The sequence below is a fragment of the Nonomuraea sp. NPDC005650 genome (genome assembly GCF_040605375.1).
Lineage (GTDB): Bacteria > Actinomycetota > Actinomycetes > Streptosporangiales > Streptosporangiaceae > Nonomuraea.
In genome coordinates, this window is the sequence record NZ_JBEXCR010000026.1 from 48,728 (window position 1) to 63,621 (window position 14,894).

Here is a 14,894-nt window from a genome sequence, read left to right on the forward strand (position 1 = left end):
GCGTCATGGCTGAGCAACTGCACGTGGTCAAGCATCCGACCGGCTTCTATTCGGCGGGCGCGACGACCGTATTCGCGTCGAGATACGACCAGAGGTTGTCCTACTGCTTGTACGTGCCGTCCACGCACGACCAGGACGGAGCTCCCCTGCCGCTGGCCGTTCTCCAGCACGGCACGGGGCGACGCGGACCGCAGTACCGGGACAACTTCGCCGAGTGGGCCGAGAAGCACGGCTGCCTCATCCTGGCCCCGCTCTTCCCCGCGGGCCTCGGCGACGACCCGTACGACCTGCACAGCTTCAAGTTCCTCAAGTACGGCGACATTCGCTTCGACCACGCGCTGCTGGCCATGGTCGACGAGATCGGCGAGCGCTTCAACGTACGGACCGAGCGGTTCCTCCTGCACGGGTTCTCCGGCGGCGGCCAGTTCGTGCACCGGTTCGCGTACCTGCACCCCGACCGGCTCACCGGATTGTCAATTGGTGCACCAGGGCGGATAACGTACATCGATCACAACAGCCCGTGGTGGATCGGGCTGAAGGGGTTCGAGGAGGAGTTCGGCAGCGCTCCCAGATTCGAGGAGCTTCGTGACGTGCCGGTGCAGATGGTCGTGGGCAGTGCGGACGTGGAGACCTGGGAGATCAACAACCAGGGCGACTCCAACTGGATGGACGGCGCCGACGCCCACGGGGTCACCCGCATCGAGCGGCTCAAGGCGCTGCGCGACAACTTCGAGGCCCATGGCATCGAGGTGCGGCTGGACGTCGTGCCGGGCGTGGGTCACGACCCGATGTCGGTGCTTGAGCCGGTCAAAGACTTCTTCGCTTCGATCCTCACCCCCCGGGAGTCATCATGAAGATCAAATTGTTGGCCGCCGCCGCGGTGGCCGTGACGCTCACCGGCTGCGCCGTCGGCGAGGCCACCGATTCGGGCGGCGGTTACCCGAGCAAGCCCCTGTCGATCATGGCGCCGGGCAGCCCCGGCGGCGGCTGGGACACCCGGGCGCGCGGCATCGCCAGCTCGCTCAGCGAGTGCAAGGTGGCCGACGTGGACACCACGGTCACGAACGTACCCGGCGCGGGCGGCACCATCGGGCTGGCCCAGTTCGCCAAGAAGACGGGTGACCCGTACCAGCTCATGGTCATGGACAGCGTGACCATGCTGGGCGGCATCGTGAACAACAAGTCGCCGGTCGACCTGTCCACCCTCACCCCCGTGGCCGGGCTGAGCCGGGGGCCGACCGCGATCGTGGTGGCGAAGAAGTCGCCGTACGCGGACCTGAAGTCGGTGCTGGACGCCATGGAGGCCAAGCCCCACAGCGTCAAGTGGACGGGCGGCTCGCTCGGCGGGCCCGGCCAGATGACGGTGGCGGGGCTGGCCAAGGACCGCAACGTCGCCGCCAAGGACGTCAACTTCGTCCCCACGGCGGGCGGCGGCGAGTCCCTGAACCTGCTGCTCAGCGGCGCCGCCACGGCCGGCATCGACACGGTCGCCGAGCTGCGCGCGCAGATCTCCGCGGGCGAGCTGCGGGTGCTGGCGGTGGACTCGGAGCAGCGGGTCGCGGGCATCGACGCGCCCACGATGAAGGAGCTCGGCCTGGGCAACGCGGCGGTCTCCACGCTGGCCGGCGTGCTCGCGCCCGCGGGCCTGACCAAGGAGCAGCAGCAGGACGTCATCGGCCTGCTGGACAAGGTGCGCCAGACCTCCTGCTGGAAGAAGGTCCTCGAACGCAACAACTGGGTCGAGGACTGGCGGCCGGGCGACCAGTTCGGCCAGGTGCTGACCCAGCAGCGCACCCAGGTCACCACCATCCTGGGCGAACTGGGGCTCGGCAAGTGACTCAGCGGATCGTCTCGCTCGGGTTCCTGGCGACGGCCGTGGTGGTGCTGGCCCAGGCGTTCGCGATCCCGCAGGGCGAGGGCTACCAGGCGGTGGGGCCGCGCGCGTTCCCGCTGCTGGTGGGGGTCGGGCTGGCGGTGGTGTCCGTCATCGGGGTCGTCCAGGCCTTCAGACCGGGCACGCGGGAGCCGGCCCCCGCCACCACCGATGCCGGTGGTGAGGTGGCGGAGAAGCCGCACTGGCCCTCCGTCCTGCTCCTGATCGGCAGCCTGGCCGCCTACGCGCTCCTCCTCGTCCCGGTCGGCTACTGGCAGGCGACCACCGTCTTCTTCGTCGCCGTCGCCAGGGTGCTGGGCAGCAGGAGGCTGGTGCGCGACGTGCTCGTGGGGCTGGCGCTGGCGCTGGCCACGTACTTCCTGTTCGACCGGCTCCTCGGCATCTCGCTGCCGCCGGGCCTGGTCAGATTGGCGATCTGAGATGGACGTGCTCGGCAACCTGCTGGACGGCTTCGGCCACGCGCTGAGCCTGCAGAACCTGCTGCTCGCCATGCTCGGAGTCACCGTCGGCACGCTGGTCGGCGTGCTGCCCGGGCTCGGGCCCGCCACGACGATCGCGTTGCTGCTGCCGCTGACGTTCGTGTTCGATCCGGTGGGGGCGTTCGTGATGTTCGCCGGGATCTACTACGGCGGCATGTACGGCGGCTCGACGACCGCGATCCTGCTGAACATCCCGGGCGAGACCGCCTCCATCCCCACGACGCTCGAGGGCTATCCGATGGCCCGGCGCGGCCGGGCGGGGGCGGCCCTGGCCACGGCGGCCATCGGGTCGTTCGTGGCGGGCACGATCTCCACGGTCGTCATCACGTTCCTGGCCCCCGGCATGTCGAACATCGCCAAGCTGATCCAGCCGGCCGAGTACTTCTCGATCATGGTGCTCGCGTTCGTGACGGTGACCTCGCTCATGGGGGACTCGATCGTACGCGGGCTGTCGAGCCTGTTCCTCGGCCTGACGATCGGGATGGTGGGGATCGACCAGATGACCGGGCAGCCGCGCTTCGCCTTCGGCATGCCCGACCTCTACGAGGGGCTGTCGGTGGTGGCGGTCGCGGTGGGGCTGTTCGCGGTGGCGGAGGCGATCTCCACGGCCGCCTCCCGGAACCAGCCGGCGCAGCCTCCCGTCGCGGTCTCCGGGAAAGTGGGGATGACCCGCGAGGACTGGCGCAGGTCCTGGAAGCCCTGGCTGCGCGGGACCCTGTTCGGGCTGCCGATCGGATCGCTGCCGGCCGGTGGCGCCGAACTGCCCACGTTCCTGAGCTACAACGTCGAGAAGCGGCTGTCCAAGCACAAGGAGGAGTTCGGCCAGGGCGCGATCGAGGGCGTGGCGGGTCCAGAAGCGGCCAACAACGCGGCGTTCTCCGGGGTCCTGGTGCCGCTGCTGACGCTGGGCATCCCGACGTCGGCGACGGCGAGCATGCTGCTGATCGCGTTCCAGATCTACAACGTGCAACCCGGGCCGCAGCTCTTCGACCAGCAACCGGTGCTGGTGTGGACGCTGATCGCCAGCCTCTACATCGGCAACGTGATGCTGCTGGTGCTCAACCTGCCGCTGATCCGGGTCTGGGTGAAGCTCCTCAGCGTCCCCGCGGCCCTCCTCACGGCCGCCATCCTGACCTTCGCCACGCTGGGGGTCTACTCGATCTCGCAGAGCGTCTTCGAGGTGCTGGTGGCGTACGGGTTCGGCCTGCTGGGCTGGGTCCTGCACCGGGCCCGGTACCCGGTGGCGCCGCTGATCCTGGGAGCGGTGCTGGGGCCGTTGATGGAGGTCCAGTTCCGCCGCGCCCTGGCCTTCAGCGAGGGCGACCCCTCGATCTTCGTCACCCGCCCGGTCTCCCTGGCCATCCTGGTCATCGCAGCCGCCTGCCTCGTCGGCCCGCCCCTGCTGCGCCGCCGCACCAAAACCCCCGCCCTCCCCACCGCCTGACGCCCCGCCCACGCCGCCCAAGCGGCACGCACCCCAAGGGCGAGCGGCGGCGTCCGGGGCCGGGCGCGGTGTCCGAGGTCGGCGTCGGCGTTTGGGGCTGACAGCGGTCCCAAGGCCGGCGGCGGTCCCGAGGTCGGCGGCGAGCTGCGGAACGGCGGCTGCAACGTGCGGTGGCGGGATGGCAGCACGCTGCGCGGCAACGCAGGCAGCAGAAACCGCGCGCCGAGCCCCCGTCAGGACGGAGGCTCGGCGCGCGGCGGCCGGAACTAGGCGAGGGCGGCGACGATGCGGTCGGCGGCCTCGGACAGGGGGATCTCCGACTTCTCCCCGGAGACCCGGTCCCGAAGCTCCACGACCCCCTGCGACAGCCCGCGTCCGACCACCACGATGGTCGGCAGGCCCAGCAGCTCGGCGTCCTTGAACTTCACCCCGGGCGAAACCGAAGGCCGATCGTCCACGAGCACCCGCACCCCGCGCGACTCCAGCTCGGCCCCCAGCTCCAGGGCCGCCTCCACCTGGTTTTCCTTGCCGGTACCGACGATGTGCACGTCCGCGGGAGCGACCTCGCGGGGCCACACGAGCCCGAGCGCGTCGTGGGCCTGCTCGGCGATGACCGCCACGGCCCGGGAGACGCCGATGCCGTAGGAGCCCATCGTGATGCGGATCGGCTTGCCGTCGGGGCCGAGGGCGTCGAGGCCGGCGGCGTCGGCGTATTTGCGGCCGAGCTGGAAGATGTGGCCGATCTCGATGCCGCGGTCGATGGACAGCTCGGAGCCGCACCGGGGGCAGGGGTCGCCGGCGCGCACCTCGGCGGCCTCGATCGTGCCGTCGGGGGTGAAGTCGCGCCCGGCCACCACGTTCGCGGCGTGCTTGCCCGGCTCGTTGGCGCCCGTCACCCAGGACGTGCCGGTGACGACCCGGGGGTCGACGAGGTAGCGGATGCCGAGCGAGCGCAGGACCTGCGGCCCGATGTAGCCGCGTACGAGGCCGGGGTGCTTGGCGAAGTCGGCGGCCTCGAAGATGGCGGGCTCGCCGGGCGTCAGCGCCGCCTCCAGGCGCTTGAAGTCGACCTCGCGGTCTCCGGGCACGCCGATGATCAGGGTCTCGACCTTGTCGGAGCCCGGCGTGGAGACCTTGACCACGACGTTCTTGAGCGTGTCGGCGGCGGTGACGGACAGGCCGTGGTGCTCGTTGACGTACGACACCAGCGTCTCGATGGTCGGGGTGTCGGGCGTGTCCATGACCTGCAGCGGCGCCGCGTCGTCGATCGAGCGGGCGGCGGGCGCGGTCGTGACGACGGCCTCGGCGTTGGCCGCGTAGCCGCAGGAGTGGCAGGCCACGAACGTGTCCTCGCCCGTGGGCGTGGGCGCCAGGAACTCCTCCGACGCCGACCCGCCCATCGCCCCCGACTGGGCGAACACGATCTTGTAGCTGATGCCCAGCCGGTCGAAGGTGCGGATGTAGGTGTCGCGGTGCTGCTCGTAGGAGTGCTTGAGCCCGTCGTCGTCGAGGTCGAACGAGTACGAGTCCTTCATCAGGAACTCGCGCCCGCGCAGGATGCCCGCCCTGGGCCGAGCCTCGTCGCGGTATTTGGTCTGGATCTGGTAGAGGGTGACCGGATAGTCCTTGTACGAGGAGTATTCGCCCTTGACCATGTCGGTGAAGAGCTCCTCGTGCGTGGGCCCGAGGAGGTAGTCGGCGCCCTTGCGGTCCTGGAGCCGGAACAGCGTGTCGCCGTATTCGGTCCAGCGGCCGGTGGCCTCGTAGTATTCGCGGGGCAGCAGGGCGGGGAAGAGCACCTCCTGGCCGCCCATCCGGTTCATCTCCTCGCGGACGATCCTGGCGACGTTTTCCAGCACCATCTTGCCGAGGGGCAGCCAGGAATAGATGCCGGGCGCCACCCGGCGGACGTATCCGGCGCGGACCAGGAGCTTGTGGCTCGGCACTTCCGCGTCTGCCGGGTCGTCCCGCAGGGTGCGAAGAAACAACGACGACATGCGCAGCAACACGGCTACTCCTTGCTCGAACCTGGAAGTGGAGGACTACAGGCTATCGACTCCGGGCTGCGCCGCGCGCGACCTTATCCACAGGTCCGGAAGGACTCAGACCGGCAACGGGACCCAGCCGGACACGAAGGCGACCAAAACCGCCATGAACACACCGGCGAACACCGCGGAAAGCACCAGCGCGCGCACCCGGCCCCAGCCGTTCCTGCGCATCACCAGCACCAGGACGACGGACAGCAACCCGATCACCAGCGCGGGGACGGGCCAGAACGACCGCTCGCTGTCGATGAACCCCGGCGTCGCCCGGTCCGCCACGTCCGCGATCAGCGCAGCGCCGACCGCGCCCGCGGCGAGGTCGCCCCAGACGTCGTCCCTGCGGGTGGCGAACGCCAGCAGGCCCAGGCCGACGAGCAGGACGAGCGTCCAGTTGAGCCCGGCGGCGCTGCCTCCGACGACGTCGAAGGCCGGGTCGCCCTTCAGCGCGCTCGCGCCCAGGGCCGCGACCATCGAAGACGCCACCGCCAGGAACGTCGTCAGCAGCGCCCACCCGAACCCCGACGCCGTGGCGCCCACAGCCAGCGTCAGGCCGAGATAGGCGTACGGGTCGTAGATCTGGCCGACCCACTCGGGACCCTTGCCGGCCATGAGCATGCCGACGATCCCGACGGCGAGTCCCCCGAAGAAGGCCGACAGGAGGTGACGTTCGATGCCGCGCTGCCGCCGGTCGTACTCGGCGAGATCGGCATAGTCGATGCTGGTGTCGTTCATATCCATTTCCCTGGTCAACCCCTCCCCGGCTAACCCTTGGGATGACCACTTGCAGATTATGTGACTGTACAAAAAAGGCAAATTTCGGTCACCCGGATGTCAAACAAGCAATCGCTTGGTTAATATCGCTCCATGGCACTCCCCGATGAGCTGGGCGCCGTCGTCCGCGACTACCTCGCCGACCGGCCGGACGCACCGTGGCAGGCTTTCGCGCGCGACGTGGGGATCGCGGGGCTGCTCGTCCCCGAGGAACACGGAGGGGCGGGATGCGGTCCGGCCGAAATGGCCGCCGTGGCCGAGGAGCTGGGCCGGGCGCTGTCGCTCCACCCGTTCCTGCAGACGGCGGTGATGGCCGTCGAGGCGCTCAGGGCGAGCGGGGCGCACGACCTCCTCGCGGCGCTGGCCGACGGCTCCACGACCGCGACCGTGGTGCCGCCGGATGACGGCGCCCGCCTGCGGCTGGAGTCCGGCCTGCTCACGGGCGCGGCCCCGTACGTGCCGGCGGGCGAGCTGGCGCTGGTCTACGTGGACGGGCTGCTGGTGGCGGCCGTGCCCGCCGGGCGCAGGACGTACCGGACCATGGACGAGAGCCGGCCGCTGCAGGAGCTCTCCTTCCAGGACACCCCGGCACGGCGGCTCGGCGACGGCTCGTCGTGGACCCGCGTACGCGACCTCGGGATCGCGGCGCTGGCCGCCGAGCAGGTGGGCGGGGCGCAGCGCTGCCTGGAGATGGCGGTCGAGCACGCGAAGCGGCGGCGGCAGTTCGGGCGGCCGATCGGGTCGTTCCAGGCGATCAAGCACAAGCTCGCCGATCTGCTTCTGCTCGTGGAGTCGGCCAGGTCGGCGGCGGGGGCCGCGGCGGTGGACGAGGTGTACGCGGCGATCGCCGGGTCGTACTGCACGGAGGCCTATCTGGCGGCGGCCGGCGAGAACATCCAGATTCACGGCGGGATCGGGATCACCTGGGAGCATCCCGCGCATCGCTACCTCAAGCGGGCTACCTCGGACGCGCAGCTTTTCGGCCCGCCGCAGGCCCATCGCGCCCGGCTCGCGGCCCACGCCCTCGGCTAGCCCCCGGCCAGCGCCGCCGCCACCGGTCGCGCCTCCGTCCGGCCGCACTTCGGCGGAGGTCCCCGCTGGAAGCCCGGCCGCACCTCGGCGGAGGTCCCCCGCGGAAGCGGGGTCAGCCGCCGAGCAGTTCTTCCCAGGGGTGGCGGGTGTTGGTGCGGCGGGTGGTGTCGAGGGCCTCGGTGAGGCGCCAGAAGCCGGGCCGCTCCCGCACGGTCGCCCGCCCGATCGGGTCGATCGCGCGCAGCTCGAACCGCACGCCCATCACGTCGAGCACGGCCGAGCCGCTGCTCCCCGGGCCGGCCTCGGTGACGAGCGAGCCGTCGTAGTCGGGGTCGCGCACCTGCTGGGCCAGCAGCGAGGCCACCTCCGACGCGTACGGGCCGTCGCGCCATTCGATGTGCCAGCTGTGGTCGGCCCCGCGCCACCAGGTCAGGTCGCGGCAGGACTCGATGAAGTCGGCCTCGGTGGCGAGCGCGGCCATCACCCGGCCGAACGCCTCATACCTCCGGGCACTGGTGAGCGAGAAGTCGTCGTCGGCGGAATCGGGGAACGGACCGTCCTTGGGCCGCCGCAGCGCGCGATTTCGCTTCACAGGCATCCACTCTGATCGGGTCCGCGCCCTTCCCGCAAGTCTTCGCTGCTGATACGCTCAACCAAGCGAGCGCTTGGTTTACTACTTCGGAGGCGCGATGACGTCCCTACGGATCAGCCTGGGGTATGAGCTGGAGGTCCGCGGGCGCACCCGCGAAGTGGAGCAGCAGACGTTCCAGAACGTGGTCGACCAGGTCGTGCTGGGCGACCGGCTGGGGTTCGACACGGCCTGGTTCGTGGAGCACCACTTCACCAGGGGCTTCTCCCACTCCTCCGCGCCCGACCTGGTCCTGGCCGCCATTTCGCAGCGCACCGAGCGCATCCACCTGGGGCTCGGCGTGGTGCTGCTGCCGTTCCAGTCCCCGATCCGCACGGCCGAGCGCGTCGCCACGCTGGACGTGCTGAGCGGCGGCCGGGTGGAGTTCGGCACGGGGCGGGGGGCCTCGCCCCTGGAGTACCAGGCGTTCCAGCGGCCGTTCGAGAAGTCGCGGCAGATCTGGGAGGACTCGCTGGAGGCGACGCTGGCCATCTGGCAGGCCGACGGCGAGCCGGTCAGCCGGTCGAACGAGTTCTTCGAGATCCCCGACGTGGCCGTCTACCCGCGCCCGGCGCAGCGGCCGCACCCACCGGTGTGGGTGGCGTCGACCTCGCTGGAGGGCTATCTGGCGGCGGCCAGGCACGGGTACAACCTGCTCGGCATGACGATGCTCAAGGGCATCGACGACGTGGCCTCCGACATCACGAAATATCGGGAGTGTCTGGCGGAGCATGGCTTCGACCCGGCGAGCCGCCGCGTCGCCCTGATGATCCCCTGGCACGTCGCCCCCACCCGCGACGAGGCGACCGCCACGGCCGCCGACGCCGTCCTGTGGTACATCCGCCGCCAGGTCAACCTCGTCACCCCGCCCGACTACTACGACGCCCGCCACGCCACCCACCGGGTGCTGGGGCAACTCGCGGCCGGGATGCCGCCCGAGGAGTCCATGGCCACGCTGCGGGAGCACCTGATGGTGGTGGTGGACGACGTGGAGGGCTCACGCAAGGCCCTGGCCAGGATCGCCGAGGCGGGCGCGACGGACCTCATCATCCAGGCGCAGGTGGGCGGGCTGGCGCATGAGCGGGTGTGCGACTCGATGACGCTGTTCATGACCGAGGTGGCGCGTTGACGGCCCGCTGGCTCACCCGTGACGACCTCGGCGCCGCCGCGCGCTCGGCCACCGGGCTGCTGCTCGTCTCCCCCGACCTGTCGAGCGCCGTCCCGCTGGACCCCCGTGACCACGTACTGACCGTGAAGGCGCTGCGCGAGGCCGGGGTCGGCGAGCGCGAGCGCGTCGTGGTCGCCCTGGCCGAACCCGCCGGGGCGCTCTGGACGGCCGCCGCTGCCGACGCGGCCGAGGCCGCCGCGGACGTGGGCCCGCGCGGCAGGATGCGCCTGCACCACGCGCTGACCGCACTGAAGGCCACCACCCTGGTCACCACCCCGACGGGCGCGATGGACTTCCTGGCCCGCCTGCACCTGGAGTTCCTGCTGGACCCGCTGGACCTGGGGCTCAGGAACATCGTCCTCACCGGCGAGATCGCCTCCAGACGGACAATGGCCCACCTGGCGGGGGAGTTCGAGGCCAGGGTGACGGAGGTGTTCGGCAGCCCGTTCACCGGCGGCGCGCTGGCGTGGCGGGCGTCGGAGGACGACCCGCTCACCCCGCTCGCCGACGACGCGCTGGGCCTGGCGGCGCTGACCAAGGACGACTCCCCCGACCCCGCGGCCGGGCTCGCCGAACTGGTCGTCACCTCCGCGGCCGGCGACACCGTGCTCAGGACCGGCCAGGTCGCCAGGCTCGACGGCGCGGGCATACCCGCGCCGGCCCACACGGTGGGCGATCACGTGCTGGTCAGAGGCGTGTGGCTGGCGCTGCCGCGGATCGAGAAGGCGCTGTCCAAGGTCGACGGCGTGTCCGGCTGGGACCTGGCGGTCAGCCGTCAGGGGACGCTGGACGCGGCGGTGCTCACGGTCACGTTCGCGCGGGCGAGCCTGGTCCGGAACCCCATGTGGAAGTCGCGGATCCTGCAGGCCGTCCAGGCGCTGACGCCCATCTCGATCAACGTGGAGATCGCCCAGGACGTCTCCGAGGCCCCGGCGCCGGGCACGGTGAACGACCTGCGCGGCCACCATCTCGGAAGGGACCGCGCTCTCATCACCTAGGGGCAACCGATGGCACCGATGCCGGACTGGGGAACGCTCCCCCGCATGCTTCGCGACCAGGCAGCACACCACCCCGACGCCATCGTGGTCGCCGAGGGCAGCGCCCGGATGACGCTGTCCGGGCTGCGGGCCTCGGCCGCCGAGATCGCCCGCGGCCTCATCGCGCTCGGCGTCGGCCCCGGCGACCGGGTGGCGATGTGGGGGGTGAACTCGGCGTTCTGGGTGCGGCACGCGTACGGCGTCTGGGACGCGGGCGCCGTCATCGTGCCGCTCTCGTCCCGTTTCAAGGGCATCGAGGCCGCCCAGGTGATCGAGAAGACCGGCGCCAAGGTGCTCATCACCGGAGCGGGCCCGTCGTCCACTCCGCTCGCCGACCTCCTGCCGCCCCTTCCCGGCCTGCGCCGCCCGGACGACTTACCCGCCCTGGGCACGCGCGTCTCCGCGCGGGAGGCCGAGGAACGGGCGCTCGCCGTACGCCCCGAGGACCTGTGCGAGATCATGTCCACGTCGGGCACCACCGGTGTGCCCAAGGGCGTCATGCTCGACCACGCCCAGGTCCTGCGCGGCTACTGGGACTGGTCCGAGATCGTCACCCTGGACGAGCGCGACCGCTATCCGGTCATCGCCCCGTTCAGCCACGGGTTCGGGCTGAACGCGGGGCTCATCGCCTGCGTCCTGCGCCGGGCCACGATGTTGCCGATCCCCGTCTTCACGCCCGACGCCCTGATGTCGCTGATCTCCTCCGAACGGATCACGGTGCTGGCCGGGCCGCCGACGCTGTTCCACCGGATCCTGGACGAGCTGGACCGCGGGTCCTGGGACGTGTCCTCGCTGCGCGTGGCCATCTGCGGGGCCGCCGCCGTGCCGTCCAGCCTGATCACCCGGCTGGTGGAGCGGGTGGGGCTGGAACGGATGATCAACGCGTACGGGCTGATGGAGGGCACGGTCGTCTCCATGACCCGCGCCGGGGACCCCATCGACGTCATCGCGAACACCACCGGCCGGGCCGTGCCCGGGATCGAGGTGCGGATCGTGGACGACGACGGGAAGGAGGTCGCGACCGGGGAGCGCGGGGAGATCCTGCAGCGGGGCTACGGCGTGATGCGGGGGTACTGGGGCGAGCCCGCGAGGACGGCGGAGGTCGTCGACGGCGACGGGTGGCTGCACACGGGCGACGTGGGGGTGCTGGACCCGGCGGGCAACCTGGCCATCGTCGACCGGAAGAAGGAGCTCTACATCGTCAACGGGTTCAACGTCTCGCCGGCCGAGGTGGAGTCGCTGCTGCTGCGGGAGGGCTCGCCGGCGCAGGTGGCGGTCGTGGGCGTGCCGGACCCGGTCAGGGGAGAGGCGGGGGTGGCGTACGTCGTCCCCCGGCCCGGGGTCGCCGTCGATCCCGAGGGGCTGGTCGCCTGGGCGAAGGACAACATGTCCAACTACAAGGTGCCCAGGCGGGTGGTCGTGGTGGACGCCCTGCCGGTGAACGTGAACGGCAAGGTGGACAAGCTGACGCTCCGCACTTCGGCCGAGGCCCTTTTACGGGAAGAAGAGGGCTGAACCGGGGGCGCGGAGCCGTCTGCCGGGGCTCCGGGGTGGGTAGGGTCAAATTAGCGCCAATCGCCCCAGGAGCTGCAATGTTGCGCCTGTTGGCCGGGGAGGCCGCACGTAGGTTCGGGGACGCGCGCCGGCGCGCCCGAGGACGCCGAGGTCTGCGTCGGCAGGCCACGCCGCGGTGTGAACGTGTCGATCAGAAACGCCGGCGGGCGCGTACTGTCAGATGAGGACGAAGGCGAAGTGCTCCTCCGCTCCGGGCGGTGATGAGCCGCTACGTTGGCAAGAGCACCGATCATGCGGTATTCGCGAGAGACGGGTTCATCCGGACCGGCGATCGGGGATACCTGGATCACACCGGCCGGTTATACCTGGTGGGACGCGTGTAACCGAGTCTTAGGAGGCAGCGTGGCGTTGCACGTGGCGGTCATCGGATCGGGCCCCGCCGGGATCTACACGGCCGAGGCTCTGGTGAAGCAGTCGGCCGAGCCCGTCGAGGTCGATGTCCTCGAACGCCTGCCGACCCCGTACGGGCTGGTCAGATACGGCGTCGCGCCCGACCACACGTCGATCAAGTCGATCGCGAACTACCTGCGCAAGGTGCTGGAGCTGCCCGAGGTCCGCTTCCTCGGCGGCGTCACGCTGGGCGAGCACGTCTCCGTCGAAGACCTGCTGGGCGCCTACGACGCGGTGGTCTACTGCACGGGCGCGATGGTCGACAGGAAGCTCGGCATCCCCGGCGAGGACCTGCCCGGCAGCGTGGCGGCGACCGACTTCGTCAACTGGTACTGCGGGCACCCCGACGTCGATCCGGGGCGGTTCACGCTCGACACCTCCGAGGTCGCGGTGATCGGCGTCGGCAACGTGGCGGTCGACGTCGTACGCGTCCTGGCCAAGACCCACGAGGAGCTGCGGTCCACGGACGTGCCGCACGACGTGCTCGAACGCCTCGAGGAGAGCCAGGTCAAAGCCATCCACATGATCGGCCGGCGCGGCCCCGAGCACGCCAAGTTCACCCTGAAGGAGCTGCGCGAGCTGGGCGAGCTGGCCAACGCCGACGTCTGCGTCCGCCCCGACGAGGCCGTCGTCCTGGGCGTCGACTTCCCGCGCCAGGTCCAGGGCAACATCAAGGTCCTGCAGTCGTGGGCCACCCGCAACCCGGTGGGCCGCCCGCGCCGCCTCGACGTGCGGTTCTGGCTGCGGCCCGTGGAGATCCTCGGCACCGAGCGGGTGGAGGGCCTCAAGCTCGAACGCACCCGCCTGTCGGAGGAGGGGCGCGTGGTCGGCACGGGCGAGTTCGAGACGCTGCCGGTCGGCATGGTGCTGCGTTCGGTGGGCTACCAGAGCGTGCCGCTGCCCGGGGTGCCGTTCTCGGAGAAGACCATGACCGTGCCGAACGAGGCCGGGCGGGTGCGCGACCGCGAATACGTCGCAGGCTGGCTCAAACGCGGCCCCACCGGGGTGATCGGCACCAACAAGTCCGACGCGGCGGAAACGGTCCGCACGCTCCTTTCCGACCTCTCGGATGGCCCGCGGGTGGACGGCGGGGCCGTCGACGCGCTGCTGGCCTCGCGCGGGGTGCGTCCCGTGACGTACGAGGAGTGGCTGGCGATCGAGGCGGCCGAGGCCGAGCTGGCCAGGTCGCTGGGCCGAGGCGAACGCGTCAAGCTGGTCGGCCTGGAGGCAATGCTCCGTGCGTGCCGTCCCTGAAGGGTTCGACGAGGCCTACCGCCTCCAGCAGGCCCGCTACCCCTCCGCCGGCCCGGGCTGGCAGCCGGTCCACACCGTCTACGTCCCGGCCGACCGGTTCGCGGTCCGCACGCTCTCCGAGTGGAGCGATCAGGCGCTGTCCCTGGTCAAGGCGCACCTGCCCGATCCCGCCGCGCTGGCGGAGGTCTTCGGGGTGCCCGGCGGGCTGGCCGCCGCCGTGCACTCCAAGGTGATCCAGAAGCTCTCCTGCGAGCCGATCGAGGACGTGCGCATCGACTTCGAGGACGGGTACGGCGTACGTCCCGACCTGGTGGAGGACGAGCACGTGGCGCAGGCCGTCGAGGCGGTGGCCACGATGCACGCGGCGGGCACGCTGCCGCGGCGGTGGGGGCCGCGGGTGAAGTCGTTCGCCGACGGGAACCCCGGGCGGTCGGTACGCACGCTCGACCTGTTCCTGTCGGGGCTGATGGAGCGGGCGGGCGAGCTGCCGCCGGGTTTCACGGTGACCTTCCCCAAGATCCTCATGGAGGCCTACCTCGGTCAGTTCACGGACCTGCTGGCGCGGCTGGAGGATGAGCTGGAGGTGCGGCTGCGGTTCGAGATGCAGGTGGAGGCGCCGCAGACGCTGCACTTCCTGCGCGGGGACCTGGCGGAGTCGCTGGACGGGCGGCTCGTGGCGGCGCATTTCGGGGTCTTCGACTACACGGCCGCGATCGGGCTGCCGCCGCACGAGCAGCGGCTGGACCATCCGGCGTGCGACCATGCCCGGCACGTGATGCAGACGGCGTTCGCGGGCACGACTGTGGAGCTGTCGGACGGGTCGCTGGCCGCCGCGCCCGCCTCCGGGCTCACCCGTGACGTGCACGCGCTGTGGCGGCGGCACGCCGAGCTGGTCAGGCATTCGCTGGGGCATGGCTTCTACCAGGGGTGGGACATGCACCCTTCACACCTGGTGAGCCGCTTCGCCACCGTTTACGCCTTCCATCTTGAGCGGTATGAGGCGTACCAGGAGCGGGTGAGAGCGTGGGAGGAGCAGCGGGAGGTGGGGGGCGGGGTCATGGACGAGCCCGCCACGATCCGCACGCTGGCGGCCGCTCTCAGGCGCGCGGACGCGGCCTTGCCGTAACGGGCGGGGCGTTGCGCGTGGCGCCTTCCGCGTGGCGAGGGAGCCTCGGCCTGC

At 71.0% G+C, this 14,894-nt stretch carries 13 protein-coding genes; 10 read left to right on the forward strand and 3 right to left on the reverse strand.

What is annotated here, in order from left to right:
• Positions 1-5 precede the first annotated feature (5 nt).
• Genes ABZS69_RS38420 through ABZS69_RS38435 form a run of 4 tightly spaced genes read left to right on the forward strand, consistent with a single transcriptional unit; the run spans position 6 to position 3,817 of the window.
• Positions 6-854, forward strand: coding sequence for a hypothetical protein (locus ABZS69_RS38420; RefSeq protein ID WP_355380823.1), 849 nt, complete (start codon positions 6-8; stop codon positions 852-854).
• A complete protein-coding gene (locus tag ABZS69_RS38425) occupies positions 851-1,837 on the forward strand; it encodes a tripartite tricarboxylate transporter substrate binding protein (protein WP_355380825.1) in 987 nt (328 codons plus the stop codon). The genes ABZS69_RS38420 and ABZS69_RS38425 overlap by 4 nt, the downstream gene beginning before the upstream one ends.
• Positions 1,834-2,313 (forward strand): tripartite tricarboxylate transporter TctB family protein, encoded by a 480-nt coding sequence (locus ABZS69_RS38430; protein ID WP_355380827.1) that lies wholly within the window; start codon positions 1,834-1,836, stop codon positions 2,311-2,313. The genes ABZS69_RS38425 and ABZS69_RS38430 overlap by 4 nt, the downstream gene beginning before the upstream one ends.
• 1 nt (position 2,314) lies before the next feature.
• A complete protein-coding gene (locus ABZS69_RS38435) occupies positions 2,315-3,817 on the forward strand; it encodes a tripartite tricarboxylate transporter permease (RefSeq protein ID WP_355380829.1) in 1,503 nt (500 codons plus the stop codon).
• 266 nt (positions 3,818-4,083) lie between these two features.
• On the opposite strand, the gene ABZS69_RS38440 is transcribed toward ABZS69_RS38435, so the two are convergent.
• Together ABZS69_RS38440 and ABZS69_RS38445 are read right to left on the reverse strand one after the other, a co-directional pair.
• On the reverse strand, positions 4,084-5,826 hold the full coding sequence (locus ABZS69_RS38440; RefSeq protein ID WP_355380832.1) for a proline--tRNA ligase: 1,743 nt from the start codon (positions 5,824-5,826) through the stop codon (positions 4,084-4,086).
• 93 nt (positions 5,827-5,919) lie between these two features.
• Complete coding sequence (locus tag ABZS69_RS38445) at positions 5,920-6,591, reverse strand: hypothetical protein (protein ID WP_355380834.1); 672 nt, start codon at positions 6,589-6,591, stop codon at positions 5,920-5,922.
• A gap of 132 nt (positions 6,592-6,723) precedes the next feature.
• On the opposite strand from ABZS69_RS38445, the gene ABZS69_RS38450 reads away from it, so the two are divergent.
• Positions 6,724-7,662 (forward strand): acyl-CoA dehydrogenase family protein, encoded by a 939-nt coding sequence (locus ABZS69_RS38450; protein WP_355380836.1) that lies wholly within the window; start codon positions 6,724-6,726, stop codon positions 7,660-7,662.
• 112 nt (positions 7,663-7,774) lie between these two features.
• Here ABZS69_RS38450 and ABZS69_RS38455 read toward each other — a convergent pair whose 3' ends face one another.
• On the reverse strand, positions 7,775-8,260 hold the full coding sequence (locus ABZS69_RS38455) for a hypothetical protein (protein WP_355380838.1): 486 nt from the start codon (positions 8,258-8,260) through the stop codon (positions 7,775-7,777).
• Positions 8,261-8,351: 91 nt separating this feature from the next.
• Here ABZS69_RS38455 and ABZS69_RS38460 point away from each other — a divergent pair, with 91 nt between their 5' ends.
• The 5 genes from ABZS69_RS38460 (at position 8,352) to ABZS69_RS38480 (ending at position 14,840) form a co-directional block, all read left to right on the forward strand.
• Positions 8,352-9,419, forward strand: coding sequence for an LLM class flavin-dependent oxidoreductase (locus tag ABZS69_RS38460; protein ID WP_355380840.1), 1,068 nt, complete (start codon positions 8,352-8,354; stop codon positions 9,417-9,419).
• Complete coding sequence (locus tag ABZS69_RS38465) at positions 9,416-10,456, forward strand: hypothetical protein (RefSeq protein ID WP_355380842.1); 1,041 nt, start codon at positions 9,416-9,418, stop codon at positions 10,454-10,456. The genes ABZS69_RS38460 and ABZS69_RS38465 overlap by 4 nt, the downstream gene beginning before the upstream one ends.
• A 45-nt stretch (positions 10,457-10,501) precedes the next feature.
• Positions 10,502-12,010 (forward strand): AMP-binding protein, encoded by a 1,509-nt coding sequence (locus tag ABZS69_RS38470; RefSeq protein WP_355380844.1) that lies wholly within the window; start codon positions 10,502-10,504, stop codon positions 12,008-12,010.
• Positions 12,011-12,412: 402 nt separating this feature from the next.
• Positions 12,413-13,714 (forward strand): FAD-dependent oxidoreductase, encoded by a 1,302-nt coding sequence (locus ABZS69_RS38475; protein ID WP_355380846.1) that lies wholly within the window; start codon positions 12,413-12,415, stop codon positions 13,712-13,714.
• Complete coding sequence (locus ABZS69_RS38480; RefSeq protein WP_355380848.1) at positions 13,698-14,840, forward strand: aldolase; 1,143 nt, start codon at positions 13,698-13,700, stop codon at positions 14,838-14,840. The genes ABZS69_RS38475 and ABZS69_RS38480 overlap by 17 nt, the downstream gene beginning before the upstream one ends.
• Positions 14,841-14,894: the final 54 nt, after the last annotated feature.

Excerpts from the sequence above, each read along its gene's own strand:
- ABZS69_RS38425 (WP_355380825.1), top strand. The coding sequence starts at position 851 with ATGAAGATCAAATTGTTGGCCGCCGCCGCGGTGGCCGTGACGCTCACC.
- ABZS69_RS38455 (WP_355380838.1), bottom strand. The coding sequence starts at position 8,260 with ATGCCTGTGAAGCGAAATCGCGCGCTGCGGCGGCCCAAGGACGGTCCG.
- ABZS69_RS38460 (WP_355380840.1), top strand. The coding sequence starts at position 8,352 with ATGACGTCCCTACGGATCAGCCTGGGGTATGAGCTGGAGGTCCGCGGG.
- ABZS69_RS38445 (WP_355380834.1), bottom strand. The coding sequence starts at position 6,591 with ATGAACGACACCAGCATCGACTATGCCGATCTCGCCGAGTACGACCGG.
- ABZS69_RS38450 (WP_355380836.1), top strand. The coding sequence starts at position 6,724 with ATGGCACTCCCCGATGAGCTGGGCGCCGTCGTCCGCGACTACCTCGCC.
- ABZS69_RS38470 (WP_355380844.1), top strand. The coding sequence starts at position 10,502 with ATGCTTCGCGACCAGGCAGCACACCACCCCGACGCCATCGTGGTCGCC.
- ABZS69_RS38420 (WP_355380823.1), top strand. The coding sequence starts at position 6 with ATGGCTGAGCAACTGCACGTGGTCAAGCATCCGACCGGCTTCTATTCG.
- ABZS69_RS38435 (WP_355380829.1), top strand. The coding sequence starts at position 2,315 with ATGGACGTGCTCGGCAACCTGCTGGACGGCTTCGGCCACGCGCTGAGC.